The following is a 24,450-nucleotide window of genomic DNA, read 5'->3' as shown; positions in this document are numbered from 1 at the left end:
GCGGTGGCCGCCCGTTTCGTCCCCGGGGGTGAGCGGTGGCCTCCCGCATCCGTCAGCGGAGGTGCGGTGGAGTACAGCGGAGGGGCGGGGAGGTTCAGCGGGGGTTCAGCGGTGGTCTTCCGCGCGCAGCCCGGCCCGGGGGGCGTCGATCACGACGTCGGTGAAGATGTCGAAGACGAGGGCGAGGATTCCGCCGATGACGAACACTCCGCCCCCGATCCAGATGAGCGTCCAGTTGGCGGCGGTCATCCCATAGCCGGCGACGACGGTGCCGAGCAGCATCACGGTCACCGCGAGCCATGAGGACGCGCGGCCGCCGTGGCTGCCGAGATTCGCGTGCTCCGACTTGTGCCCCTCAACCATCACAAATCCTTCCCTTTACCGGATATCCCGCTAATGGTGCGAACCGGCGTCTTACCGGCATACGCTCTGCCTACCCCCATTCTCCCAGACGTGCCCGACGCTCTCGTCGTCGCGGTGGCTGTGTCTGGTTGCGGAACCGCCTACGATGGCAACGGGGAAGTTTGTCTCAGCCTCTCCTCCTGGCGGCGCCGCCGGGGTAGACCTGCGAGGAGCTTTACATAAAGTGGCAGCCATTCTCGACAAGATCCTACGCGCCGGCGAAGGCAAGACCCTGCGCAAGCTCAAGCGGATCGCCGATCAGGTCAACTCCATCGAGGACGACTTCACGAGCCTGTCCGACGCGGAGTTGCGCGCCCTGACGGACGAATTCAAGCAGCGGCTCGATGCGGGCGAAACCCTCGACGATCTGCTTCCCGAGGCGTTCGCGACCGTGCGCGAGGCGGCCCGCCGCGTGCTCGGCCAGCGTCACTTCGACGTGCAGATCATGGGCGGCGCGAGCCTTCACATGGGCAACATCTCGGAGATGAAGACCGGTGAGGGCAAGACCCTCACCTGCACTCTCCCCGCCTACCTCAACGCGCTCGCCGGCAACGGCGTGCACGTCATCACGGTCAACGACTACCTGGTCAAGGTCGGCGCCGAGCACATGGGCCGCGTCTACCGCTTCCTCGGCCTGGAAGTCGGCATGATCCTGGCCGGGCAGGCCCCCGAGGAGCGGCGCAAGCAGTACGAGGCGGACATCACCTACGGCACCAACAACGAGTTCGGCTTCGACTACCTGCGCGACAACATGGCGTGGTCGCTGGACGAGTGCGTGCAGCGCGGCCACCACTTCGCGATCGTCGACGAGGTCGACTCCATCCTCATCGACGAGGCCCGCACCCCGCTGATCATCTCCGGTCCGGGAGAGCAGTCGGGTAAGTGGTACACCGAGTTCGCCAAGATCGTGCCCCGCCTGCGCAGGGGCGTCGAGGCCAAGTCGCCCGACGAGGAGAGCACCGGCGACTACATCGTCGACGAGAAGAAGCGCACGGTCGGCGTCCTGGAGTCCGGTGTCGCCAAGGTCGAGGACTGGCTCGGCATCGACAACCTCTACAAGGCCGAGCACACCCACCTGGTCGGCTTCCTGAACAACGCCCTGAAGGCCAAGGACCTGTTCAAGAAGGACAAGGACTACATCGTCTCCGACGGCGAGGTGCTGATCGTCGACGAGTTCACCGGTCGCATCCTGCACGGCCGTCGCTACAACGAGGGCATGCACCAGGCCATCGAGGCCAAAGAGGGTGTGAAGATCAAGGACGAGAACCAGACTCTCGCCACGGTCACCCTGCAGAACTACTTCCGCCTCTACAAGAAGCTGTCCGGCATGACCGGCACGGCCGTCACCGAGGCGAACGAGTTCCACCAGACGTACAAGCTCGGCGTGGTCCCGATCCCCACAAACCGTCCGATGATCCGCAAGGACCAGGCCGACGTCGTCTACAAGACCGAGGACGCCAAGTTCGCGGCGGTCGTCGAGGACATCAAGGAGCGCTACGACACCGGCCAGCCGGTGCTCGTCGGCACCACCTCGGTCGAGAAGTCCGAGCGGCTATCGAAGGCGCTCAAGCGCCGTGGCGTTCAGCACGAGGTGCTCAACGCGAAGAACCACGCGCGCGAGGCCGCGATCGTCGCGGAGGCCGGCCGTAAGGGCGCCGTCACCGTGGCCACCAACATGGCCGGTCGAGGCACCGACATCATGCTCGGCGGCAACTCCGAGTTCCGCGCGGACCTGGAGCTGCGTCAGCGCGGCCTCGACCCGCTCGAAACGCCCGAAGAATACGAGAAGGCGTGGCCCGAGGCGCTGGAGAAGGCCAAGGCGGCCGTCAAGGCCGAGCACGACGAGGTCACCCTGCTCGGCGGCCTCTACGTCCTCGGCACCGAGCGCCACGAGTCGCGCCGCATCGACAACCAGCTGCGCGGCCGCTCCGGCCGTCAGGGTGACCCGGGCGAGTCGCGCTTCTACCTCTCGCTGGGTGACGACCTCATGCGCCTGTTCAACTCGGCCCGGGTCGAGATGATCATGACGAGGCTCAACATCCCCGACGACCAGCCGATCGAGTCCGGCATCGTCTCCAAGGCCATCGCCTCCGCCCAGCACCAGGTCGAGCAGCAGAACTTCGAGATCCGCAAGGAAGTTCTCAAGTACGACGAGGTCATGAACCGGCAGCGCAAGGTGATCTACGCCGAGCGCCACCGCGTGCTGGAGGGCGCCGACCTGCACGAGCAGGTGCGCGGCTTCGTCGGCGAGGTGATCGACGGCTACGTCGCCGGGGCCACGGCCGAGGGGTTCGCCGAGGAGTGGGACCTCGACAAGCTGTGGAAGGCGTTCAGCGAGCTCTACCCTGTCACGCTCACCATCGACAACGTCGTCGAGGAGGCCGGCAGCCGCGAAGAGCTCACCGCCGAGCTGATCTCCGAGAAGGTGAAGAAGGACGCGCTGGAGGCCTACGCCAGGCGCGAGGAGGAGCTCGGCGCCGACGCCACCCGCGAGTTCGAGCGCCGCGTCATCCTGTCGGTCCTCGACCGCAAGTGGCGTGAGCACCTCTACGAGATGGACTACCTGCGCGAGGGCATCGGCATGCGGGCCTACGCGCAGAAGGACCCGCAGATCGAGTACCAGCGCGAGGGCTTCGAGATGTTCGCCGCGATGCTCGAGGGCATCAAGGAGGACTCGGTCGGCTTCCTGTTCAACATCGAGGTCGAGGTTCAGGAGAACCCGATCGTCGAGGAAGAGGACGCGATGATGGCGGAGACCCGCTCGATCATCGCGCGCGGCCTGCGTGGGCCCGAGCGGCCCGCCGAGCTCGAATACACCGCGCCGGGCGAGGCGGGCGAGGTCGAGCACACCCGGGTCCGCAGCACGTCGGCCGAGCGCGCCGCCTACGGCAACGTCGAGCGCAACGCGCCCTGCCCCTGTGGCTCGGGCAAGAAGTACAAGCGCTGCCACGGCGACCCCAAGCACACCGAGGCGTAGCAACACGCCCAACGCTGTGAAAGAGGCCCTCGCCACGCGGCGGGGCCTCTTCGCATGCTGCGTCAGGCCGTCTCGAAGTCCGTGCACAGCCATTGCACGCCGCGCCGCTCCAGCCGGACGGCCAGCACGTGGCTGCGTTCGCCGCAGTGGACGAGCAGGCACATCTCGACCGCGCCGTCCTTGGGCTCCTTCACATGCGGGCTCCCCACGAACGGCGGCCGTTTCGCGTCGATCATCCGCCCCGCCCTGACGAGCTCACGGTAGGCCCGCTCGGTGAGCCGGTCGGCGACACTCTCGGCCGGCCGCCGCCCCGCGAGCACCTCGGCCAGTGCTTGTCCGAGCGACCTCAGCTTGCGCTCGTCGGGGATGGCCCCCGGCGGCCCCCAGACGAGCGGGTCAGGAGCGGCGGCGTGCGGAAGAGATGACATGGGGCCTCCGATGTCATAGGGGGAGAGGGATCGATACATAGAGTTTCCGGCCCCGCCCCCGAATACATCGGCCACCAACTTTCTCGCCTGGGCCGCCGATTCGGGGTGATTGGCGAACAAGATCACCGAAAGCTGGAGTGGTCCAGGCAGTGCCCAGCAATATTTCGGTCCTGCGCGCTCTGCCACCGGACCGTCCAGAACAGATCCGGCCTACCCTGATTCTCCGTTACCGCCTGGGTGGTAGGCCACGGCCAAGAACACGCACGTCACGGCGCCTGACCACCTCCACCGGAGGAGCGTGTCCCTGGACAGAGCTCAGCCACGTATGGCGGGTGGGGCCCACTGGGCCGGCCGTAAAAGATAGTGGTTATTCGCCCGAATCGACATCAGGTTCGGGCTCGCGCCCCGGGGTCAGGATGTTGAGTTTCCGAATGAGAAAAGTGAACACCACGTAATAGACCACGCCATAGATCACCCCGAGCAGCAGGATTCCCGGCAGATTATGGGTGTTCGACTTGCTGGCGTTGAGCAGCATGTCGAGCAGCCCCGCGGAGAAGCCGAAGCCCAACTGCCCGCCAATCAGTGTGGTGAGCGCCATCGCCAGACCGGTCAGCACCGCGTGTACGACCAGCAGCACCGGCGCCACGAAGATGAACGCGAACTCGATCGGCTCGGTGATGCCGGTGACGAACGAGGCCAGCCCGGCCGACAGCATGATGCCGCCCACGGCTGCCCGCCGGTGCGGAGGCGCGGCCCGCCACATGGCCAGCGCGGCGGCCGGCAGCGCGAACATCATGATCGGGAAGAACCCGGCCATGAACTGGCCGGAGTGCGGGGCGCCGCCGAAGTAGCAGTTCCAGTCGCCGCCGAGGACCTGGCCGCCGACCTCGCACTGGGGGACCACGTACCAGACGATCGAGTTCACGAAGTGGTGCAGGCCGAGGGGGATCAGCAGCCGGTTGATCAGGCCGTAGATGCCGGTGCCCAGCGGCCCGAGCGTGGTCAGGGCCTCGCCCGCGTGGCCGATCCACTCGCCGAGTATCGGCCACACCCAGCCGATCAGCACGCCGAGCAGCAGCGCCGCGATCGAGGTGATGATGGGGACGAACCGGCGCCCGCCGAAGAAGGCCAGCCAGGACGGCAGCTTGATCCGGTGGAAGCGCTGCCAGAGCACGGCGGTGACCAGCCCGATCATGATGCCGCCGAGCACCTGGGTGGGGTTCTGCATGCCGTAGTTGATGATCTCCTTGATGCCCTGGGGCTGCTCCGCCCTGATCAGGACCGTCTCCCTGATGGCCGAGCCGAAGAACATCACCTTGGTCACGCGGTCGAACACCAGGTAGCCCACCACCGCGGCGAGCGCGGTCGACCCGTCGGACTTGCGGGCGAACCCGATCGCCACCCCCACCGCGAACAGCAGCGGCAGGTTCTCGAACAGCGCCGCACCGGCGGCGGCCAGCACCTCGGCGACCTGGTTCATCCAGCCGAAGCCGGCCACGTCGGCCAGGCCGCCGGGATCGGTGCCGTTGGAGCCGAGCATGTCGGGCTGGCCGAAGCGGAGCAGCAGCGCGGCCGCGGGCAGGGCGGCGATGGGCAGCATGAGCGAGCGGCCCAGCCGCTGGAGTACGTTCATCACGCGCGAGAACGGCGAAGGCCTGGCGGCGGTGGTCTCGTTCACCGGGGGTTCCTCCGGATCGGGCCCTCAGCCCCGTCTGGTGGGCGTTTCCAGAATGGTGCGCAGCTGGTAGCGGTCCGCGCGATAGGTGGACACGCCCAGCTCCGCGCAGACGCCGCCGGAGAAGGATCTGCGCTGCAACAGTAGTACGGCCCCGCCCCGGGCGAGCTTGAGCAGGTCGGCGTCGCTCGGATCGGCGATGCCCCCGTCGATGGTCAGCTCGCCGGCGTCCATGACCAGCCCGTAGCGGCTCTCCAGCAGCTCGTAGAGTGACCTGCCGGACAGGTCGTGCTCAGCCAGGTCGGGGGCGAGCTTGACCGGGATGTGCGCCCGCTCGATGGACAGCGGCTCGCCGTCGGCGGTCCGCAGCCGCTCGATGAAGTGCACTTCCTCGCCCGGCTGGATGCCCAGCTCCTTGGCCAGGTGGGCGCTGGCGCGGACGACCCTTCTGTCCAGGTCGCGCGAGCCCGGCTCCATGCCGCGCGCCCGCATGTCGTCGGTGAACGACGTGAGCTGCAGCGCGAGCTCGATCTTGGGCCTGGCCACGAACGTGCCCTTGCCGGGCACCCGGTGCAGACGGCCCTCGGACACCAGGTGGTCGACCGCCTGCCGGACTGTCATCCTGGACAGGCCGAAGCGCTGGCAGAGCTCGCGCTCGGACGGGATCGCCGCGCCGATGCTCAGCTCGTCGCTGTCGATGAGATCCAGCAGGATCTCGCGGAGCTGGAAGTACTTGGGCACCGGGCTGTCCGGATCGATGTGCGCCACGGATCCTCCCCTCGATCTGACCTGGGCGATGGGCTATGGTTCGTACTGGTCTAGTCCGGACTAGACCACATGTCGTAAAACAGGGTCAAGTCTGTACGGTAACGATTTGAGGGATGATGACCACCAAGATGCGCAGCGAGATCGCTGAGCAGCCCCAGGCGCTGCGGGCCACGCTCGACTCCCTGCTTCCCAGGATCGGCGAGGTGAGAGCGCTGGGTGAGCAGACCCGGCAACTGCTGTTCATCGCGCGTGGCACCTCCGACAATGCCGCAGTCTACGGCCGCTACCTGGTCGAAGCCCACGCGGGCCGGCTGGCCGCCCTCGCCGCCCCGTCCGTCGCGACGACGTACAAGCGCAAGCTGGACCTCGACGGCGTGCTGGCCGTGGCCATCTCGCAGTCGGGCCGGACCGAGGAGATCGTCGAGACGCTGACCTGGGCCAAGGACTGCGGGGCCAAGACGGTCGGCGTGACGAACGGCGGTCCGGACAGCCCGCTCGCCCAGGCCGCCGACCTGGCGCTGTGCACGCTGGCCGGCGAGGAGAAGGCCGTCCCGGCCACGAAGACCTACACCACCCAGCTCGCCGCGCTGGCCGTGCTCGCGCTCGGCCTCGGCGCCGACGTGGACGCGGCCGACCTGCAGCGGGTCCCGGAAGCGGTGGAGAAGCTGATCTCCGAGCCGGGTGACCTCGACGCGGTCGTCGAGGGCCTGGCCGACAAGCCCGGAGCCGTGGTCTCCGCCCGCGGCCTGGCCTTCTCCACCGCGCTGGAGACCGCGCTCAAGCTCAAGGAGGCGTGCTACCTGCACGCCATGGGACTGTCGTACGCCGACCTGCTGCACGGCCCGATCGCCGTGGTCGACGCCGACACCCCCGCCCTGCTGGTCGCCGCTGAGAACAGCCCGACGCTGTCCGGGACCGTGGCGCTCGCCGAGCGCGTGGTCGCCGCGGGCGCCGCGGCCTTCACCATCGGCGGCGGTCCGGCGCTGGCCCAGGCGGGCACGGCGGCGCTCAACGGCCCTGACCTGCCCGAATGGGTCGCGCCCATGGGCCTCATCGTGCCGGGGCAGTTGCTCACCGAGGCGCTGGCCCGGAAGCTGGGCATCGATCCCGACGCGCCGCGCGGGCTCAACAAGGTGACCCAGACCGACTGACGTTTAGCCTGGTCGTAACGTACGAGGAGGACGGATGGCGGCTGACGCCAGCGCGATCATCGCGGGGCTCGGCGGTGCCGGCAACATCATCGACATCGAGCCCTGCATCACCCGGCTACGGACAGAGGTGCGTGACGTCTCCAAGGTCGACCAGGCCGCGCTCAAGGCGGCGGGCGCGCACGGCGTCATGGCCGCGGGCAACGTGGTGCAGGTCGTCGTCGGGCCCGAAGCGGACACGATCGCCAGCGACATCGAGGACATCATCGGCTAGAGGGCGAGATCATGACGACTGTTCTCGCCCCGGTCGAGGGGGTGACCGTGGGGCTGTCGGCCGTGCCCGATCCGGTGTTCTCCGCGGGCATGGTCGGGCCGGGAACGGCGATAGATCCAGCGCGGGGACCGGGCACGGCCGTAGCCCCGATAACAGGAAAAATCATGAAATTGCATCCGCATGCCTATGTCATCGTGGGGGACGACGGCAAGGGCGTGCTGGTGCACCTGGGCATCGATACGGTTCAGCTGAAGGGGAAGGGGTTCGAGCTTCTCGCGGCCGAGGGTGATCGGGTGTGCGCGGGCCAGCCCGTGGTGGCCTGGGACCCGGCCGCGATCGAGGCCGGTGGCCGCTCGCCGGTCTGCCCGGTGGTGGCGCTCGACGCGCGCGCCGGGTCGGTGACGGCCATGGCCGGTGGGTCGGTACACGCCGGGGACGAGCTTTTTCTCTGGGATTAGGACGATCTGCGTCCGGGTGGTCCGGACCGGTGGACAAGGAGGACTACATGGCCGAGCGCAAGGTCACCGTGGCGGCGGAAGTAGGGTTGCACGCCCGCCCGGCGGCGACGTTCGTGCAGACCGCGGTCAAGGCCCCGATGGACATCACCGTGAGCAAGGGCGTGGGGGGCACGCCGATCAACGGCAAGAGCATCCTGCAGATCCTGGGGCTGGACGTCCGGCAGGGCGAGGACATCGTGATCAGGGCCGAGGGCGAGGGCGCCGACGAGGTGCTCGACCAGCTGGCGGCGATCGCCGGGACCCCATGAACCTGCGGGGGGCCGGGGTCAGCCCGGGGATCGGGTTGGGTGCCGCGTACGTGCTGACGGGCGCCGTACCCGAACCTGCCGTCGGCTCCACGTACGAGGGCCCGCCGGAGCCGGAGCGGGAGCGGGCGGTGGCCGCGCTCAGGCAGGTGGCGGGCGAGCTGGAGGCCCGCGGCAACCGGGCCGGTGGCGAGGCCAAGGAGATCCTCAAGGCCCAGGCGCTGATCGCCGAGGATCCCGGCCTGGTGGTGGGGGTCAAGGCCCTGATCGACGAGCGGATCGCGGCTCCCCGGGCGGTCTACCAGGCTTTCGCGAAATATCGGGACATGCTGGCTAGTGCGGGCGGGTATCTCGGCGAGCGCGTCGCCGACCTGGACGACATCAGGGACCGTGTGATCGCCCGCCTCACGGGCCACCCCCTGCCGGCCCCGCCCCCCGATCGCGGCACGGGCGAGCCGTACGTGCTGATCGCCATCGATCTGGCGCCCGCCGACACCGCGTTGCTGTCGAAGGACGTCGTGGCCGCGTTCGTGACCGAGGGCGGCGGGCCGACCAGCCACACCGCGATCCTGTCCAGGGCGATGGGCGTGCCCGCCGTCGTGGCCTGCCCGGGCGCGACCGAGATCCCGCCCGGCACCCGGGTGCTGGTCGACGGCAACACCGGAGAGGTACGCCTGGAGCCCACCGAGTTCGACGTGGCCCGGCACGTCAGCGCGAACGACGCCAGGCGGCAACGGATGACGACCGGCGGCCCCGGCCGGACCCGCGACGGCTACCTGGTGCAGCTGCTGGCCAACATCGGCGGCCCGGACGACCTCGACGGGGCGCTGGCGGCCGGGGCGGAGGGCGTCGGGCTCTATCGCACCGAGTTCCTCTTCCTCGGGCGACCTGATGCGCCCTCCGTTGCGGAGCAGGAGCAGGTCTACCGGGCGGCGCTGGCGGCCTTCCCGGGCGGACGGGTGGTGGTGCGGACGCTGGACGCCGGAGCCGACAAGCCGCTGGCGTTCCTGCCGCCGGCCGCGCCCGAGCCGAACCCGGCACTCGGCGAGCGTGGCCTGCGGTTGTTCGAGAAGTACCCCAAGGTGATGGACGCCCAGCTGGAAGCGCTGTCCGTGGCGGCGGCGGTGGACCGTGCGGGCGCGGTCCGGGCGGGCACGGCGGCGGCCGAGCTCCAGGTGATGGCGCCGATGGTCGCCACGGCCCAGGAGGCCAAGTGGTTCGCCGACGCCTGCCACGCCAGAGGGCTCCCGCAGGCGGGCGTGATGATCGAGATCCCGGCGGCGGTGCTGCGGGCGGAGAGCCTGGTCACGGTGGTCGACTTCGTGTCGATCGGGACCAATGACCTGGCGCAGTACGCCTTCGCCGCCGACCGGCAGTCCGGTGCGCTGGGCTCGTTGCAGGATCCGTGGCAGCCCGCGCTGCTCGACCTCGTCGCCATGACCGCGACGGCCGCCGCCGACAACGGCAAACCGTGCGGCGTCTGCGGGGAGTCGGCCGCCGACCCGGCCATGGCCTGCGTGTTCGTGGGGCTCGGGGTGACCACGCTGTCCATGGGCGCCGCCGCGCTGCCCGCCGTACGGACCGGGCTGGGCGCGCACACGCTGGACCAGTGCCAGCTCGCCGCGCAGGCGGCGCGGGGGGCCAGCACGGCGGCGCACGCCCGCGCCGCGGCCCGCTCGCACCTGCCCGGCCTCGTCCCGCTGGGCGTCTAGGGACCTCTTCGTCTAGGGACCTCTGCGTCTGGGACGCCTCTGCGTTCAGGAGCGCTGACCGGCCGTCAGAAGGACGGCTTGTGGTCCGGGCGTCCCGCAGGCATGGATACCGTTGGGGGCATGCTTCGACGGACAGGTACGACCGGGCTCCTGGTGATGGCTCTCGCGGCATGCGCCGGTGGTGGTGGCGCTCAGGCGGGCGCCGCTCCGGCGACGAGGCCCGAGGTGGCGACCCCGGCCACGACTCAGCCGACCCGGCCGAGCGCCTCGCAGTCCGGCGAGGGCGACGAGTTGCGGCTGGTCGTGTCGAAGATGAGCGTGGAGGAGAAGGTCGGCCAGCTGTTCATGCCCGTCCTGTACGGCACGGCGCCCGGCACCGTGTCAGGCGAGAACCAGGCGAGATACGGCGCCCAGACCCCGGCCAAGGTGGTCGCCAAATACCACCTCGGTGGCGTGATCCTCTTCCCGGCCAACATCCAGGGCGTCGACCAGGTCGTCAATCTGACCAACGGGCTGCAGCAGGCGTCCAAGGGCGTTCCGCTCCTGATCGGCACCGACCAGGAGAACGGCCTGGTGTCCAGGATGGGCGCGTTGATGACCGACTTCCCCGGCGCCTCCGAGGTGGGCTCGACCAAGGACACCGCGCTCGCCCGGGCCGTGGCCAAGGCCACCGGCCAGGAGCTGCGCGCGGTCGGCGTCAACCTGGACTTCGCCCCGGTCGCCGACGTGAACGTCGACCCGAGGAACCCGGTCATCGGCAAGCGCGCCTTCGGCGACCAGCCGGGCGAGGTGGCCAAGATGGTGTCCGCGTCGGTCAAGGGCTTCAGGGACGCCAAGGTCGCCGCCACCGCCAAGCACTTCCCCGGCCACGGCGACACCAACATCGACAGCCACACCGGGCTGCCGGTGATCAAGCACACGAAGGAGCAGTGGGAGCGGATCGACGCGCCGCCGTTCAAGGCCGCGATCGCCGCCGGCGTCGACGCCGTGATGAGCGCGCACATCGTCTTCCCCAAGCTCGACCCGTCACGCGACCCCGCAACGCTGTCCAAGCCCATCCTGACCGGGCTGCTCAGGAACAAGCTCGGCTTCCAGGGCGTGATCTCCACGGACGCGCTCAACATGGAAGGGGTGCGCAAGAAGTACAACGACGCCGAGATCCCCGTGCGCGCCATCCAGGCGGGCGCCGACCTGCTGCTCATGCCGAACGACCTGCCCAAGGCGTACAACGCGGTGCTGGCGGCGGTGAAGTCGGGCAAGATCTCGCAGCAGCGCCTCGACGAGTCGGTGACCCGGCTGCTCAAGCTCAAGCAGAGCCGCGGCCTGCTGCCCAAGGCGCCCGTGGCGTCGGCCGCGCAGGCGGCCAAGGTGCTCCGCAGCGCGGAGCACCGGAAGCTGGCCGCCCGCGTCGCGCGTTAGTGCGAGCCCTTCAGCCCGCTGGCGATGAACATCGAGGCGAGCAGGGCGAACAGGAACGCCTGCAGGAACATGATGAACATCTCGAACGCGGTCATCAATATCGTCATCACCACGCCGAGGACGCCGATGCCCACGCCGAGCACGGTCAGCCGCTCGAACAGGAACCAGAAGCCCACCGAGCTGAAGAACGCCAGGAGGAGATGGCCGGCGAACATGTTCGCGAACAGCCGGATGAAGTGCGTGAACAGCGAGTTGATGAACGTCTCCGCGAGGATCAGCGGGGCGTAGATCCCGTAGGCCCAGCCGGGCAGGCCGTCCAGGTACACGACGCCTTTCAGGTAGCCGCGTACGCCATGGTGCTTGACGCCCAGGTAGACCTTGAGGACGTACACGCTGACCGCCAGCACGAAGGGGAAGGCGATGTGCGCGGCGACGGGGAACTGGATGAACGGGATGACGCCCATCAGATTCCAGACCAGCACGGTCAGGAAGACGGTGAGGAGCAGGCCCATCCACTTGTCGGCGTCCTTGCCGAGGTTGGGCTTGGCGACCTGTTCGCGGACGAACATGTAGGCGTACTCGCCGGCGTTCTGCCAGCCTCTGGGGACCAGTTTCGGCTTGGCGAAGGCGGCCCAGCATAAGGCGATGATCAGGGTCGAGGAGAGCAGGGCGAGCAGTACGGGCTTGGTCAGCCACTCCGGGCCGCCGGGGACTATCGGGTCGAAGTCGAACAGCTCCGTCCCTGGAGCTTTGAACTCATCCGAGGTGATCAGGATCGTCGTACGCACGGCGGTCCCTTCCGGGGGTCAGCTCAATGGAACCTCACCATAGCTGGGCAATTTGCCGGTCCTTTATCGGGGATTTGTGTCGGTCTCCTGGGGATGTGCGACGCTCAATTACCCTAGAACGGGATTCCAAGGAGGGGCCTTGATCACAGGGGTGCTGATCGACTGGGGTGGCGTGCTCACGACCAGTCTCTCCGTGTCCATCGGCAAGTGGATCGCGGCGGATCGCATCGACGACGCCCACTACCGAGCCGTCATGCGCGAGCTGATCGACCAGGCCTACGGCGGCGACCAGGAGAGCGTCGTGCACGCGCTGGAGCGCGGGGAGCTGGACGGGGCCGCGTTCGAACGCGACCTGGCCGCCCGGCTGCGGACCGTCGACGGGGTCTCGCCCGAGGCCGAGGGGCTGCTGGAGCGGATGTTCGCCGGCTTCGAGCGGGTCGACGCGATGTACGACATGCTGCACGACGTCAAGCGCAACGGCATCAAGACCTGCCTGCTGTCCAACTCCTGGTCCAACGTCTATCCACGGGACGGCTGGGACGAGATCTTCGACGCGATCGTGATCTCCGGCGAGGTCGGCATGCGCAAGCCCGAGCCGCGCATCTTCGAGCACGCGCTCGGCCGGGTCGGGCTGCCCGGCGAGGCGTGCGTGTTCATCGACGACATCGAGGCCAACATCGTGGCCGCGCGGGGGCTCGGGATGGCGGGCATCCACCACCGCGACGCCGACTCGACCATCACGGAACTCGAGTCTCTGCTCCAACTTCCGTTGCGACGGGCATGATAGAGCCCCCCTTGCATGTTGTGAAAGGTTCGTGATGCGCGTCTATCTGCCGTGCACGCTCCCCGCCCTGGCCCGAGCGGTCGAGGCGGGAGAGCTAGGCCCGGCCCCGCTGACCGGTTACGCGGTGACCCCCGCGCTGACCGAGTGGTACGCCTCGGGAGACACCGAGGAGCTCGAATACGTGGCACTCACCGAGGCGGCCCGCGCCTCGCTGCGCATGCTGGCCGCCGACCACGCCGACGGCGTCGAGGCGGGCTCCCGCCGCCTGGTCGTCGTCGCCGAGGTGCCGGACAGTGCCCTCTCCATCGGCGCCGACCTGGAAGAACGGGCCAGAGTGCGGGTGGCCGAGCCGGTGCCGATGGCCAAGGTGGCCGCGGTCCACGTCGACGACCTCTACGCGGTCCCCGACATCCAGGCCGCGATCGCCGCCCTTCCCGCCGCCGACGGAGGCGACGACGACGCCCGCTTCACCGTGGACGGCGCCGAGGCGCATGAGCTCATGTGGTTCGCCACGCAGGAGATCCCTGATCTCATAGAGTAACGTTAGGAACACGTTAAATAGATCACCGGCCTTGACCATCTCTTGAAGCTTCTCGCTAAGGTCCCCACGGAATCCCATCCCGAGCTCAAGGAGTCGGTTCCAGGTGAAGCTTCGAGTAACGGCCATCGCGGTCGGCGCGGCGGCGGCGGCCCTCCTCACGGTCGCTCCCGTCAGCGCGCAGGCGGCGGCCCCCAAGCACTACTTCTACGACCACAAGGACCCCTACACGACCGGCTGCGGAAACGCCGCCCAGGTGGTGCGGACCGGGTCGCTCAGCAACCGCGTCGACGGCAGGGTCGGCACGGTCCAGCTCTGGTGGTCGAGCAAGTGCAAGACCAACTGGATCGAGATCAGGACGGCCGCGTCCGCGCACGGCACCATCAGCGTCTACACGGACGACAGGTACGACCGGTTCTCCTTCAAGCAGGGCAACGGCGGCCGTCACTGGGGCAACATGCTGTACGGCAACGACATGTGCGCCTGGGGCAGTGCCAGCGTCGTGTTCGGCTCCGGCCGGGGCGGCCAGAACGGCGCCGGCACGACCCCCAAGGCCTGCGGCTAGCCACGCGGGTCCGACTCGCTGTCACGGGTGAAGCCGCGGCCAACGGGCTGCGGCTTCGCCGTTCATCGGGATGTCACACCCGCCCGGTAAACTGATCGGGAAATGACAAAGCACATCATCTGGGACTGGAACGGCACGCTGTTCCACGACATCGACGCCGTGGTCGGAGCCACCAACGAGGTCTTCAGGCCGTACGCGCTGGCCCCGCTGACCGCGGACGAGTTCCGCGCGGTCTACACCCGGCCCATCTGGGTCGCCTACGAGCGGCTGCTCGGCCGCCCGCTCAACGAGGGCGAGTGGGAGCTGCTCGACGAGGGCTTCCACGAGCACTACTTCCGCCTCAGCGTGGCCTGCCGGCTGGCCGCCGACGCCGAGCTGTCACTGACCAGCTGGACGGGCACCCAGTCGCTCTGCTCGATGGCCCCGCACACCCACCTGGTGCCGCTGATCGAGTCCTTCGGCATCACCCAGCACTTCACCAGGGTCGACGGCCTGGTGGGCCTGACGGGCGGTGAGAAGGCCGCGCACCTGACCGCCCACATCGAGGCCATCGACATCGAGGCCCGCGAGATCCTGGTGATCGGCGACAGCGTCGACGACGGGCTCGCCGCCAAGCACGTGGGCGCCAGGGCCGTCCTCTACACCGGTGGCATGACCACGCGCGCCGAGCTGGAGGCCACCGGGCTGCCGGTCGTCGACACCCTCGCGCAAGCGCTCACTTATGCCTGAATCGCTCAGCCGGCCGTCCTGGTGCGGCGGATGGCCGTACCCTGGCTGGGTCCCCTTCAGGAGGTCGCCATCAAACGCCTTGTGCTCTGGAACATCGACCTCACACTGGTCGACGTCGCGATAGTGACCAGGGACGCCTACGCCGAGGCGTTCCGCGCCGTGACCGGGCGTCCGATGCTCAAGCTGGCGCCGGCGCGCGGTCGGCCCGACTCCGAGATCGTCTTCGAGACCCTCGCGGTCAACGGCATCGTCACCGAGGACGACACCCTGCCGCGGTTCTTGTCCGCGCTGGCGATGGCGTTCGCCGACCGGCGCAAGCGCCTGGCCACCGAGGGGCGCGCGATGGCGGGTGCCAAGGAGGCGCTCAAGGCCGTCGCCAAACTCGACGGCGTGGTGCAGTCGGTGCTCACCGGCACGATCAAGAGCAACGCCGTGCACAAGCTCCGGGCGTTCGGGCTCGAGAAGTACATCGACTTCGAGCTCGGTGGCTACGGCGAGGAGGTCTACCCCAAGGCGTCGCTGCTCCAGGTCGCCCAGGGGCGGGCCAAGACGCGCTTCGGGGAGCCGTTCACCATGGCCAACACCGTGGTCATCGGGGACTCGACGCGTGACGTACAGGCCGCCAAGATCGGCGGGGCGGCGATGATCGGGGTGGCCTCCGGCCGGTCGATGGCCGGCGAGCTGCGCGAGGCCGGGGCCGACCTCGTGCTGCCCGACCTGTCCAACGCCTCGGAGGTGGTGGCCGCGGTCGCCGGCCTCACCGCACCGTCCGGCCGCAAGCCGGTCAGCCCCTGAGCCGGGCCGAACCGAGGCGGGTCGTCAGGTCAGCGCGTTGAGGAAGCGGGCCGCGATCGGGGCCGCCACCGCGGAGCCGGCGCCGCCGCCCTCCACGATCACCGCGAACGCCAGGTCCCCCCGGTAGCCGATGAACCAGGAGTGCGCGGGCGGCTCCTTGCCGGAGCCGTACTCCGCCGTTCCGGTCTTGCCCGCCGTACCGGAGGGGAACTTCACCGCCTGCGCGGTGCCGTCGGTGACCACGGCGGGCATGAGCTCGCGCAGGGCCCGCACCACGCCGTCCTCCAGCGGGCGCGGCTTGAGCGTGCGGTCGGGCATCAGCTCCTGGGCGACCAGGCGGGGCGGCCGCCAGGCGCCGTCGGCGATGGCGGCGGCGACCGAGGCCATGTTGAGCGGGCTGGCCAGCACCCTGCCCTGCCCGATCGAGGCGGAGGCGAGATCGGTGTCGTCCTTGGGCGCGGGGAACTCGGCCTTCACCGCCGGCACACCCGGCGTGATCGCGGAGCCGAAGCCGAAGCCGGCGGCCACCTCGGCGAGCCGGCCGTCCCGGAGCTTCGCCACCCCCATCGCACCGAACGTGGTGTTGCACGAGTGGGCGAAGGCGTCGCGGAAGGAGAGCCGGCCGTAGTCGTGGAAGCCGGCGTTGTGGAAGGGGAAGCCGCCGATGTTCTGCTCGGGTGGGCATTCGACCTGCTCGTCCGGCTTCGCCCCGTCCGCGACCAGCGCGGAGGCGGTCACGACCTTGAACGTCGAGCCGGGCGGGTACTTGCCGAGCAGCGCCCGGTTGAACCCGCCCGGCTTGTTGACCACCGAAAGGATCTCGCCGGTCGACGGCCGGATGGCGACCAGCGAGGCCGGTTTCCGCACGTCGTCGAGCGCGGCGGCGCCCGCCCGGTGCACCTTGAGGTCGATCGTGGTGCGTAGCGGCTCCTTCTCGTCCGGCTTGACCACGGTCTGGAGGAACTCCTCGCCCTGGAACAGGTCGATCCGCCGGGACCGTCCGTCGGCGAGCCGCTCGGGATAGGTCTGCTTGAGCCCTTCCACGAGCTGCAGCACCGAGCCGGGCGCGTCCGGGGTGTCGACGCGGCTGCCGTCGGCCGCCAGGACCGGCGGCGTCGCGGCCTTCTCCGTGACCAGCCGCAGGGATCTGCCCTGCTTGAGCGAGGGGTTGATGGTGGCGGGGGTCCAGTCGACCTTCCACGCGCCGCCGCGCTTCACGAGCTTGAGCTTGCCGTCGTACTTCCAGTTCTTCGGGCCGGTGAGGCCGGCGTGGAAGGTGATCGTGCCGCCCGGGGAGGTCACCTCGCGCTCGAAGGTCGCCCCGGTGAGCTGGAGGTCGGCGCGGAAGCGCTGGTGCCGGCGTTCGAAGTCGGCGGGCGGGTCGGCGACGAGCTCCCGCATCCGCGCATAGGCCTGGACGGACCAGGCGGACAGGTACGAGTCGGCCGTCTCCTCGGGTGTGCCCTTCGTCCGCAGCAGCCAGAGCGTGCCGGCCGCCGTGAGAGTGAGCACCAGCGTGGCGGCGGTGATCCACGGCCACCATCTGCGCCTGCGCCTGCGCGGCGTCTCAGGCTGAAGGTTCATGAAATTTGTCCCCATTTGCGGCCCCATGCCGCCAGAGCAGACCAGAGCCCGCCGCGTGCTGTCCAATACCGATATGGACGATATAAAGATATAAAGTCGGATATAGTTGCTGGTCATGGACCTTGTCCGGCATCTGCGTTACTTCACCGTGGTGGCGGAGGAACTCCACTTCGGCAATGCCGCGATCCGGCTCGGCATGGCCCAGCCGCCGCTCAGCCAGCGGATCAAGCGCCTGGAGGAGGAGCTCGGCGTGCGGCTCTTCGACCGCTCCGCCCGTCAGGTCCGGCTGACCGAGGCGGGCCACCTGCTGGTCGGCGAGGCCCGCGAGATCGTCGCCAGGGCCGACCGGCTGCGCGAGCTCGTCCGCCACGGCGCGGGCACGGTGCTCAAGCTCGGCGTCCCGCCCGACCTGGCCGCCGCGGTGATCGCCGCCCTGGTGGCCGGCTTCCGCGCGAGCAACCCGGACGTACGGCTCGCGCCCGCGGAGATCTGGACGGCCGACCAGGTGGCCGCGCTGACCGAGGGCGCCATCGACGTCGGCATCGTGCGCCACCCGATCAGCGCGCCGGGACTGACCTTCGGGCAGGTGCTGGTGCAGCCGCACGGCGTGCTGCTGGCCGAGGGGGACCCGCTGGCCCAGTCGGGGGAACTGCACCTGGCCGACCTGGCGGGCCGTGAGCTGCTGCTGCCGCCCAAGGAGGGGGAGCCGGGGCTGCACGCGGTGACGCTGGCGGAGTGCCGCCACCACGGCTACGTGCCCGCACAGGTGCACCAGGGAGCCGGGCTCGGCCTGGTGCTGGCCGGGGTGGCGGTGGCGTTCGGGGCCAGGGTGGACCTGCCTGGGCTCGCCTGGCGCCCGCTGCTAGGCTCGCCGATCAGTTCCCGGGTCTCCACGGCCTGGCGGATCGAGACGGACGCGGTCACCGGTTTCTCGGCGGTGGCCGTACGAACGCTGAAAGAGAGCGCCGGGATGACGGACGAGGCGGCGGCGCCCGTGCGGCACATCAGCCGCAGGCCGGGGATGCTGGCATGAACGAGCCGGACCTGGCGGCCCTGTTCGGTTCGGCGGGTGCGACCGGGTGGCTGCACGCGGCCGACCTGCGCTCGGGCCGGGAGATCGGGCTCGGCTCCGACGAGCCGGTGTCGATCGCCTCGATCTTCAAGGTGCCGCTGATGGTGGAGTTCTGCCGTCAGGCCGACGCCGGGCTGGTCGATCCGGCGAGCCGGGTGACCGTGGGGGCCGCCGACCGGGTGGCCGGGCCCACGGGCCTGTCCGCGATGCTGGACGACGTCACGATCTCGCTGCGCGACCTGGCCTACCTGATGATCGCGCTGAGCGACAACACCGCCGCCGACGCGCTCCTGGCCAGGGTCGGGCGTGAGGCGGTCAACGCGATGCTGGCCGGGTTCGGGCTGCACGGCACGCGGGTGCGGCAGAGCTGCCGGGAGATCACGGAGAGCATGGCCGAGGACAGCGGCCACGGCTGGCCATTCCTCGATCCGGCGGACATCAAGCGCCTGCGGGTGCTCGACCCGGCACGGACCAACAGCAGCACGCCGCGCGAGATGGCCGCGCTGTTCGGGCTGATCTGGCGGGATGAGGCGGCCTCGCCCGAGTCGTGCGCCTGGATGCGCGGCGTCCTGAACCTCCAGGTCTGGCCGCACCGGCTGGCCTCCGGCTTCCCGTACGACGACGTGGAGGTCGGCGGCAAGACCGGGACGCTCCCGACGCTCCGCAACGAGGCCGGCGTGGTCGAGTATCCCGACGGCGGCCAGTACGCGGTGGCGGTCTTCACCCGCTCGATCAGCACCGCGCTCAACCAGCCACGGGCCGACGCGGTGATCGGCACGGCCGCGCGTATGGCGGTGGACCACCTACGTCGGTAGCAACTTATGTGGCGTCCTGGGTATGACTTTCCGCCTACCGGCCGACAGGATGGTGCACATGGTTGCTGAAGGCACGCTTCTCTGGGAACCGACCGAGGACGTCGTCGCGCGCGCCAAGCTGACTCGCTACCTCGAGTGGCTGGGCCGGGCCGGGTCGGGGTACGAGGAGGTGTGGCGCTGGTCGGTCGACAGTCCGGCGGAGTTCTGGACGTCGATCTGGGACTATTTCGGGGTCATCGGCGAACGTGGTGACGGGCCCGTCATGACTGGGACGATGCCCGGCGCCGAATGGTTCACCGGAAGCTCGGTCAATTACGCGGAGAACGCGCTCCGCGAACGTGACGGCGTCGCGGCCGTCTTCGTCTCGGAGGACGGCGCCCGCCAGGAGCTGACCCACGCCGAGCTGCGCGAGGAGGTCGCCCGCGTCCGGGCCGGCCTGGTACGCCTCGGCGTCCGGCGCGGCGACCGGGTGGCGGGCTACCTGCCGAACATCCCGCAGGCCCTGATCGCCTTCCTGGCCACCGCCTCCCTCGGCGCGATCTGGTCGGCCGGCTCCCCGGACTTCGGCGTGCCGAGCGTCGTCGACCGGTTCAAGCAGATCGAGCCCAAGGTGCTGATCGCGGTCGACGGCTACCACTACAACGGCAAGAGCTACGACCGGTCGGCGGCCGTCAACGAGATCGCCGCCGAGCTGCCCTCGCTCCGCGCGACCGTCTGGATCCCCTACCTCGCGGCGGCGGAGGAGGGGCAGCCGCCGCAGCGGGCCGAGCCCGGCGCCGCGCACACCGACTCCGTGCCGCACGGCGAGGTGATCGGCTGGGAGGGGCTGCGCGCGGAGGAGGCGCCGCTGGAGTTCGAGCGGGTGCCGTTCGACCACCCGCTGTGGATCCTCTACTCCAGCGGCACGACAGGGCTGCCCAAGCCCATCGTGCACGGGCACGGGGGAGTGATACTCGAACACCTCAAGTCGCTCTCCTTCCACCAGGATCTCGGTGAGGGGGATGTGTTCTTCTGGTACACCACCACGGGCTGGATGATGTGGAACTACCTCATCGGCGCCCTGCTGGTGGGCGCCACCCCGGTGCTGTACGACGGCTCGGCCACCTATCCCTCACCCGCCGTGCTCTGGCGGATCGCCGCCTCGGAAGGGGTGACCTACTTCGGGGTCGGCGCGCCGTACATCATGGCCTCGCTGAAGGCCGGGATCGTCCCTGAGGGGCTGGAGGCGCTGCGTGGCATCGGTTCGACCGGGTCGCCGCTGCCGCCCGAGGGGTTCGCCTGGGTGGCCGAGCAGTTGCCGGGGATCCCGCTCGGGTCGTTCTCCGGCGGCACCGACGTGTGCACGGGGTTCGTCGGCGCGACCATGCTGCATCCGAGCAGGGCGGGCATCATCCCCTGCCGGTCGCTGGGGGCGCGGGTGGAGTCGTTCAACCCCCTGGGCGAGCCGGTCGTGGGGGAGGTGGGCGAGCTCGTGCTCACGCAGCCGATGCCGTCGATGCCGGTCATGTTCTGGAACGACCCCGACGGCGAGCGGTACCGCGAGAGCTACTTCGACGTCTACCCGGGCGTGTGGCGGCACGGCGACTGGATCAAGCTGAACGAGGACGGGAGCTGCGTCATCTACGGCCGCTCCGACTCGACCCTGAACCGGGGCGGCGTCCGGATGGGCACCAGCGAGTTCTACCGGGTCGTCGAGCGGTTCGAGGAGATCGCCGACAGCCTGGTGATCGACACCGGCCAGCTCGGGCAGGAGGGGCGGCTGCTGCTCTACCTCACGCTGGCGGAGGGCGCCACGCTGTCGGACGCCCTGGTCGATGCCCTGCGTACGGCCCTGCGGCAGGAGCTGTCACCCCGGCACGTGCCCAACGAGATCCACGCGGTGCCCGGCATCCCGCGCACCCTGTCGGGCAAGAAGCTCGAGGTGCCGGTCCGCAAGATCCTCCTCGGCACCCCGGTCGAGGAGGCGGCCAACCCCGACGCCATGGCCAACCCCGAGGTGCTGCGCCACTTCAAGCCCTGACCACCGTTTCAAGCCACGGCCCTGAGTGGACGCAGGGCCCCGGCCCAGGAGACGACCTGGTCCAGCATCGTGGTGACCGCCTCCTCGCGGTGCGCCGCCGGCTTGAAGTCGGTGAACGCCTCGAAGTCCGTGTGGAGCGAGAGCGCGACCTGGGCCGACACGTCGGCGACCTTGACCCGGCCGAGCACCTGCCGCAGGTGCTCGACCGCGCGGGCGCCGCCGTCGACGCCGTAGCTGACGAAGCCGGCCGCCTTGTCCGCCCACTCGGCGAAGAGGAAGTCGATCGCGTTCTTCAGCACGCCCGAGGTGGAGCTGTTGTACTCCGGGGTTACGAACACGTAGCCGTCGAACGAGGCGACGCGCTCCGACCAGGCGCGGGTGTGGGGGTGTTCGTACTGGCCATAGGCCGCGGGGAACGCCTCGTCCAGGTGCGGCAGGGGGAAGTCCCGCAGGTCCACCAGCTCGAACTCGGCGTCGCCCCGCTTGACGGCCAGATCGCGCACCCATTCGGCGACGGCCTCCGCGTTGCGGCCCGGCCGGGTGCTGCCGACGATGATGCCAATCCTGATCATTACTTAACCTCTTCATCCAGATTTATGGTGATTTTTCCGTGTGTCTGACCGGCCTCGGCCCGGCGATGCACGCCGTCGAGGCCGGTCAGCGGGTGGGACTCCGTGATCTCGATCACGAGCTCCCCCTTGTCGATGAGCGCCACCAGCCGGGCCAGCTGCGCCGGGTCGTTGCGGGCCACGAAGTGAGTGGCCCGGGGCGACTCGATCGGGGTGGCGATGGTGACGATCACCTTGCCCAAGGTGGCCAGGGCCGTCGCCTGCTCCGCGCCGATGGCCGCCAGGTTGAGCACCACGTCCATGCCGCCGGGCAGCGGGGTCGTGGTGTAGTCGACGACCTCGTCGGCGCCGTAGCGTCGCACCGCCGCCGCGCTGCGTGGACTCGCCGTGGCCGTCACGGTCGCACCCGCCAGCTTGGCCAGCTGCACGGCGAACAGCCCCACCCCACCGCCCGCCCCGTTGATCAGCACCCGCTGCCCCGGCTCGATGCGAGCGTGCTCGTGGATCGCCTGCCAGGCGGTGAGCCCGGCGACCGGGATGGCGGCGGCGTCCGCCAGCGGGAGCCGCTCCGGCGCCCTGGCCAGCGCGCTCGCCGCCGCCACCGTGTACTCGGCCGCCGCCCCCTCCACGAGGCCGATGACCCGGTCGCCGACGGCGGGCCCCCGCACCCCCTCGCCCACCTCGACGACCGTGCCGGAGAGATCCAGACCCAGCGTGTACGGAAGGGTGACGGGGAGCAGATCACGCAGGAACCCGGCCCGCAGCCCCACCTCGGACGGGTTGAACGAGGTGGCGGCCACCCGGACCAGCACCTCCCCTGGTCCCGGCGACGGCCGGGGGATCCGGTCGTAGCGGATCACGGAGGCGTCGCCGTACTCGTGGATCCGGGCGGCGGACATCGTTGCTGCGCTCATGTGGAACAACCGTAGGAGCCGACGGCGAGATGGCCAATGCTTCTGTGTCTGCGTTTTCTACGCGAGCGTCTCACAGGGTAGACTTCGACCATGGACGTGCTCAGCGATGTGATAGCGATCGTACGCACCGGACGGCCGCGCTCGGCGCGCATCGAGTGGCATGCTCCCTGGGGGCAGCGGTTCCCGTCGGCGCCGGGCTCGGCGGGGTTCCAGGTGATCCTCCAGGGCTCCCCGTGGCTCCTCCCGCCGGAGGGCGACCCCGTCCAGCTGAGCGTCGGCGACGTGCTCTTCTTCCCGCACGGTCACGGCTACGCGATGGCCGACAGCCCGGCCACCCCGGTGACCGAGCCTGACTGCGACCCCCAGCTGGAGGCGGGACTGTTCGCCTCGGCGTCCAGCGCGGGGCCAGGCGCGGCCACGGTCCTGCTCTGCGGCGGCTACCGGCTCGACCCGGAGCGGGCCCACCCGCTCCTGCGCGACCTGCCGGAGATGGTCCACCTGCCCGCCCGGCTCGGCAAGCACCGCGAGCTCCGCGCGGCCGTCGACCTGCTCGGCAGCGAGATCGCCGATCCGCGCCTCGGCGCCGACACCGTCGTCTCCTCGCTGCTCGACATGCTGCTGCTGTACATCCTGCGCGCCTGGCTCGACACCGAGCCCCAGCACTGCCAGACCGGCGGCTGGGCCGTCGCCCTCGCCGATCCGGCGATCGGCGCGGCGCTCAACGCCATCCACCGCGATCCCGCGCATCCCTGGACGGTCCAGGAGCTCGGCGGCGAAGCCGGGCTCTCCCGCGCGGCCTTCTCCCGCCGCTTCACCACGCTGATCGGCCAGCCGCCGCTCACCTACCTCACGTGGTGGCGCCTGGCCCGGGCGGCCCGCCTGCTACGCGAGTCCGAGGACTCGCTGAGCGAGATCTCCTCGCGCGTCGGCTACACCTCTGAGTTCGCCTTCGCCAACGCCTTCAAGCGTGAGTACGGCACCCCACCTGGCAGGTATCGCCGCCAGGTCTGCCCCCAGCCCGAGCGGGCCGGCGTGGCGGAAGCGCATTAGAGCCCGAAGAGCGGCAGGCAGGGCTCCAGGTTGTGGATCTCGATGCCGTCCATGGGCTTCCAGTCCTCCCGCGGCAGGCGGAAGCGGCGGCACGTAGCCACCTCGCCCTTCCGGTTGTGCAGGGTGATGCCGTCCTCGTGGTAGCCGAGCCGGCGCGTCACCGCGAGCGAGGCGTGGTTGTCATGGAACGCCTCCGTCGTCGCGTACTCCGCGCCCAGGCCCTCGAAGGCCAGGTGGAGCACGGCCGCGCGCATCTCCCTGCCGATGCCCCTGCCCTGGAAGCGTTTGCCGAGCCACGAGCCCGAGCCGGCCTCCCGCGTGACCAGGAAGTCGGAAGCCGTCAGCGCCTGCACGCCGACCACCTGTCCGTCGGAGACCACCGCGAACTCCAGCGTCCACTTCTCCCGGCTGAACTCGGCCCAGGTGCGGAAGTGATAGCGGACCGTGGCCCTGGCCCGCTCCTGCGGCTCGGCGTCGGACCACGGGAACAGGAACGGCATGTATCCCGGCTCGTGTACGCCCTCGGCCGCCCGATCGCCGAGCTCGTCGAGATCCGCGAGCGACGGCATGCGGAGTTCGAGCCGCGGGGTGGTGATGGAGAGCTCGAAGAGCGGCCAATTGCGCATGTTGTAGATCTTCCCAGGTCACGCACCGGTCAGGC

24 protein-coding genes and 1 pseudogene are annotated in these 24,450 nt (G+C 69.8%); 16 read left to right on the top strand and 9 right to left on the bottom strand.

What is annotated here, in order from left to right; all coding sequences use genetic code 11:
* Positions 1 to 105: 105 nt before the first annotated feature.
* The gene (locus KME78_RS56100) at positions 106 to 363 is read right to left on the bottom strand and encodes an HGxxPAAW family protein (protein WP_219538255.1); all 258 of its coding nucleotides are present in this window, start codon (positions 361 to 363) and stop codon (positions 106 to 108) included.
* Between the two features lie 223 nt (positions 364 to 586).
* Between KME78_RS56100 and secA the strand changes: the two genes are divergently transcribed.
* Positions 587 to 3,379, top strand: coding sequence for a preprotein translocase subunit SecA (secA, locus tag KME78_RS56095; RefSeq protein ID WP_219538254.1), 2,793 nt, complete (start codon positions 587 to 589; stop codon positions 3,377 to 3,379).
* 62 nt (positions 3,380 to 3,441) lie between these two features.
* On the opposite strand, the gene KME78_RS56090 is transcribed toward secA, so the two are convergent.
* From KME78_RS56090 to KME78_RS56080, 3 genes are all read right to left on the bottom strand, one after another.
* Positions 3,442 to 3,807: an Rv3235 family protein gene (locus KME78_RS56090; protein ID WP_246654610.1), complete on the bottom strand. Its 366-nt coding sequence runs from the start codon at positions 3,805 to 3,807 to the stop codon at positions 3,442 to 3,444.
* Between the two features lie 367 nt (positions 3,808 to 4,174).
* Positions 4,175 to 5,485, bottom strand: a complete 1,311-nt coding sequence (locus KME78_RS56085; RefSeq protein WP_308127516.1) for a PTS transporter subunit EIIC — start codon at positions 5,483 to 5,485, stop codon at positions 4,175 to 4,177.
* A 24-nt stretch (positions 5,486 to 5,509) separates the two neighbouring features.
* Entirely contained in the window at positions 5,510 to 6,250 is a 741-nt protein-coding gene (locus KME78_RS56080; protein ID WP_214633529.1) for a GntR family transcriptional regulator, read from the bottom strand.
* 116 nt (positions 6,251 to 6,366) lie between these two features.
* Here KME78_RS56080 and KME78_RS56075 point away from each other — a divergent pair, with 116 nt between their 5' ends.
* The 6 genes and pseudogenes from KME78_RS56075 (at position 6,367) to nagZ (ending at position 11,566) form a co-directional block, all read left to right on the top strand.
* Positions 6,367 to 7,401 (top strand): SIS domain-containing protein, encoded by a 1,035-nt coding sequence (locus KME78_RS56075; protein ID WP_372455125.1) that lies wholly within the window; start codon positions 6,367 to 6,369, stop codon positions 7,399 to 7,401.
* A 31-nt stretch (positions 7,402 to 7,432) separates the two neighbouring features.
* Positions 7,433 to 7,672 (top strand): annotated as a pseudogene (locus KME78_RS56070) (PTS sugar transporter subunit IIB); the annotation flags it as partial.
* Between the two features lie 11 nt (positions 7,673 to 7,683).
* Positions 7,684 to 8,130, top strand: coding sequence for a PTS sugar transporter subunit IIA (locus KME78_RS56065; protein WP_219538250.1), 447 nt, complete (start codon positions 7,684 to 7,686; stop codon positions 8,128 to 8,130).
* Positions 8,131 to 8,177: 47 nt separating this feature from the next.
* Positions 8,178 to 8,438 carry an HPr family phosphocarrier protein gene (locus KME78_RS56060; protein ID WP_219538249.1) on the top strand — a complete coding sequence of 87 codons (261 nt, stop codon included), beginning with the start codon at positions 8,178 to 8,180 and terminating at the stop codon, positions 8,436 to 8,438.
* The gene (ptsP, locus tag KME78_RS56055; protein ID WP_219538248.1) at positions 8,435 to 10,147 is read left to right on the top strand and encodes a phosphoenolpyruvate--protein phosphotransferase; all 1,713 of its coding nucleotides are present in this window, start codon (positions 8,435 to 8,437) and stop codon (positions 10,145 to 10,147) included. Before KME78_RS56060 ends, ptsP begins: the two co-directional genes overlap by 4 nt.
* Positions 10,148 to 10,267: 120 nt before the next feature.
* Positions 10,268 to 11,566 carry a beta-N-acetylhexosaminidase gene (gene nagZ, locus KME78_RS56050; protein ID WP_219538247.1) on the top strand — a complete coding sequence of 433 codons (1,299 nt, stop codon included), beginning with the start codon at positions 10,268 to 10,270 and terminating at the stop codon, positions 11,564 to 11,566.
* Here nagZ and atpB read toward each other — a convergent pair.
* Positions 11,563 to 12,354: a F0F1 ATP synthase subunit A gene (gene atpB / locus KME78_RS56045; RefSeq protein ID WP_219538246.1), complete on the bottom strand. Its 792-nt coding sequence runs from the start codon at positions 12,352 to 12,354 to the stop codon at positions 11,563 to 11,565. The genes nagZ and atpB overlap by 4 nt on opposite strands.
* Positions 12,355 to 12,493: 139 nt before the next feature.
* Between atpB and KME78_RS56040 the strand changes: the two genes are divergently transcribed.
* From KME78_RS56040 to KME78_RS56020, 5 genes are all read left to right on the top strand, one after another.
* Positions 12,494 to 13,138, top strand: coding sequence for an HAD family hydrolase (locus KME78_RS56040; protein WP_219538245.1), 645 nt, complete (start codon positions 12,494 to 12,496; stop codon positions 13,136 to 13,138).
* 34 nt (positions 13,139 to 13,172) lie between these two features.
* Positions 13,173 to 13,679, top strand: a complete 507-nt coding sequence (locus KME78_RS56035; protein WP_219538244.1) for a DUF6912 family protein — start codon at positions 13,173 to 13,175, stop codon at positions 13,677 to 13,679.
* 103 nt (positions 13,680 to 13,782) lie between these two features.
* Positions 13,783 to 14,241 carry a DUF2690 domain-containing protein gene (locus KME78_RS65615; RefSeq protein WP_219538243.1) on the top strand — a complete coding sequence of 153 codons (459 nt, stop codon included), beginning with the start codon at positions 13,783 to 13,785 and terminating at the stop codon, positions 14,239 to 14,241.
* Between the two features lie 102 nt (positions 14,242 to 14,343).
* On the top strand, positions 14,344 to 14,970 hold the full coding sequence (locus KME78_RS56025) for an HAD family hydrolase (protein ID WP_219538242.1): 627 nt from the start codon (positions 14,344 to 14,346) through the stop codon (positions 14,968 to 14,970).
* Positions 14,971 to 15,000: 30 nt separating this feature from the next.
* Positions 15,001 to 15,765, top strand: a complete 765-nt coding sequence (locus KME78_RS56020) for an HAD family hydrolase (protein WP_219538241.1) — start codon at positions 15,001 to 15,003, stop codon at positions 15,763 to 15,765.
* Between the two features lie 24 nt (positions 15,766 to 15,789).
* On the opposite strand, the gene KME78_RS56015 is transcribed toward KME78_RS56020, so the two are convergent.
* The gene (locus tag KME78_RS56015) at positions 15,790 to 17,349 is read right to left on the bottom strand and encodes a penicillin-binding transpeptidase domain-containing protein (protein WP_219538240.1); all 1,560 of its coding nucleotides are present in this window, start codon (positions 17,347 to 17,349) and stop codon (positions 15,790 to 15,792) included.
* A gap of 115 nt (positions 17,350 to 17,464) precedes the next feature.
* Between KME78_RS56015 and KME78_RS56010 the strand changes: the two genes are divergently transcribed.
* From KME78_RS56010 to KME78_RS56000, 3 genes are read left to right on the top strand one after another with little or no spacing between them, the layout of a single operon-like run.
* Positions 17,465 to 18,382: a LysR family transcriptional regulator gene (locus KME78_RS56010; protein WP_219538239.1), complete on the top strand. Its 918-nt coding sequence runs from the start codon at positions 17,465 to 17,467 to the stop codon at positions 18,380 to 18,382.
* A complete protein-coding gene (locus KME78_RS56005) occupies positions 18,379 to 19,236 on the top strand; it encodes a serine hydrolase (RefSeq protein WP_219538238.1) in 858 nt (285 codons plus the stop codon). The genes KME78_RS56010 and KME78_RS56005 overlap by 4 nt, the downstream gene beginning before the upstream one ends.
* Before the next feature lie 58 nt (positions 19,237 to 19,294).
* The gene (locus KME78_RS56000) at positions 19,295 to 21,256 is read left to right on the top strand and encodes an acetoacetate--CoA ligase (RefSeq protein ID WP_219538237.1); all 1,962 of its coding nucleotides are present in this window, start codon (positions 19,295 to 19,297) and stop codon (positions 21,254 to 21,256) included.
* Positions 21,257 to 21,264: 8 nt separating this feature from the next.
* Here KME78_RS56000 and KME78_RS55995 read toward each other — a convergent pair whose 3' ends face one another.
* A complete protein-coding gene (locus KME78_RS55995; protein WP_219538236.1) occupies positions 21,265 to 21,828 on the bottom strand; it encodes an NADPH-dependent FMN reductase in 564 nt (187 codons plus the stop codon).
* Positions 21,828 to 22,739, bottom strand: coding sequence for an NADP-dependent oxidoreductase (locus KME78_RS55990; RefSeq protein ID WP_219538235.1), 912 nt, complete (start codon positions 22,737 to 22,739; stop codon positions 21,828 to 21,830). Before KME78_RS55990 ends, KME78_RS55995 begins: the two co-directional genes overlap by 1 nt.
* Before the next feature lie 90 nt (positions 22,740 to 22,829).
* On the opposite strand from KME78_RS55990, the gene KME78_RS55985 reads away from it, so the two are divergent.
* Complete coding sequence (locus KME78_RS55985) at positions 22,830 to 23,789, top strand: AraC family transcriptional regulator (RefSeq protein ID WP_219538234.1); 960 nt, start codon at positions 22,830 to 22,832, stop codon at positions 23,787 to 23,789.
* Here KME78_RS55985 and KME78_RS55980 read toward each other — a convergent pair.
* Positions 23,786 to 24,415, bottom strand: coding sequence for a GNAT family N-acetyltransferase (locus tag KME78_RS55980; RefSeq protein WP_219538233.1), 630 nt, complete (start codon positions 24,413 to 24,415; stop codon positions 23,786 to 23,788). The genes KME78_RS55985 and KME78_RS55980 overlap by 4 nt on opposite strands.
* Positions 24,416 to 24,450: the final 35 nt, after the last annotated feature.

Origin of the sequence: Nonomuraea guangzhouensis (assembly GCF_019396345.1) — a bacterium.
GTDB lineage: Bacteria > Actinomycetota > Actinomycetes > Streptosporangiales > Streptosporangiaceae > Nonomuraea > Nonomuraea guangzhouensis.
The sequence above is the reverse complement of the archived record's forward strand: the minus strand, read 5'-3'. Positions and strand labels throughout refer to the sequence as shown.

Coding starts and splice junctions, on each gene's coding strand:
- KME78_RS56100 (WP_219538255.1), bottom strand. CDS start 363: ATGGTTGAGGGGCACAAGTCGGAGCACGCGAATCTCGGCAGCCACGGC.
- KME78_RS56090 (WP_246654610.1), bottom strand. CDS start 3,807: ATGTCATCTCTTCCGCACGCCGCCGCTCCTGACCCGCTCGTCTGGGGG.
- KME78_RS56075 (WP_372455125.1), top strand. CDS start 6,367: ATGACCACCAAGATGCGCAGCGAGATCGCTGAGCAGCCCCAGGCGCTG.
- KME78_RS56065 (WP_219538250.1), top strand. CDS start 7,684: ATGACGACTGTTCTCGCCCCGGTCGAGGGGGTGACCGTGGGGCTGTCG.
- KME78_RS56060 (WP_219538249.1), top strand. CDS start 8,178: ATGGCCGAGCGCAAGGTCACCGTGGCGGCGGAAGTAGGGTTGCACGCC.
- ptsP (WP_219538248.1), top strand. CDS start 8,435: ATGAACCTGCGGGGGGCCGGGGTCAGCCCGGGGATCGGGTTGGGTGCC.
- nagZ (WP_219538247.1), top strand. CDS start 10,268: ATGCTTCGACGGACAGGTACGACCGGGCTCCTGGTGATGGCTCTCGCG.
- KME78_RS56035 (WP_219538244.1), top strand. CDS start 13,173: ATGCGCGTCTATCTGCCGTGCACGCTCCCCGCCCTGGCCCGAGCGGTC.
- KME78_RS56025 (WP_219538242.1), top strand. CDS start 14,344: ATGACAAAGCACATCATCTGGGACTGGAACGGCACGCTGTTCCACGAC.
- KME78_RS56020 (WP_219538241.1), top strand. CDS start 15,001: ATGGCCGTACCCTGGCTGGGTCCCCTTCAGGAGGTCGCCATCAAACGC.
- KME78_RS56015 (WP_219538240.1), bottom strand. CDS start 17,349: ATGAACCTTCAGCCTGAGACGCCGCGCAGGCGCAGGCGCAGATGGTGG.
- KME78_RS56010 (WP_219538239.1), top strand. CDS start 17,465: ATGGACCTTGTCCGGCATCTGCGTTACTTCACCGTGGTGGCGGAGGAA.
- KME78_RS56005 (WP_219538238.1), top strand. CDS start 18,379: ATGAACGAGCCGGACCTGGCGGCCCTGTTCGGTTCGGCGGGTGCGACC.
- KME78_RS56000 (WP_219538237.1), top strand. CDS start 19,295: ATGGTTGCTGAAGGCACGCTTCTCTGGGAACCGACCGAGGACGTCGTC.
- KME78_RS55995 (WP_219538236.1), bottom strand. CDS start 21,828: ATGATCAGGATTGGCATCATCGTCGGCAGCACCCGGCCGGGCCGCAAC.
- KME78_RS55990 (WP_219538235.1), bottom strand. CDS start 22,739: ATGAGCGCAGCAACGATGTCCGCCGCCCGGATCCACGAGTACGGCGAC.
- KME78_RS55985 (WP_219538234.1), top strand. CDS start 22,830: ATGGACGTGCTCAGCGATGTGATAGCGATCGTACGCACCGGACGGCCG.
- KME78_RS55980 (WP_219538233.1), bottom strand. CDS start 24,415: ATGCGCAATTGGCCGCTCTTCGAGCTCTCCATCACCACCCCGCGGCTC.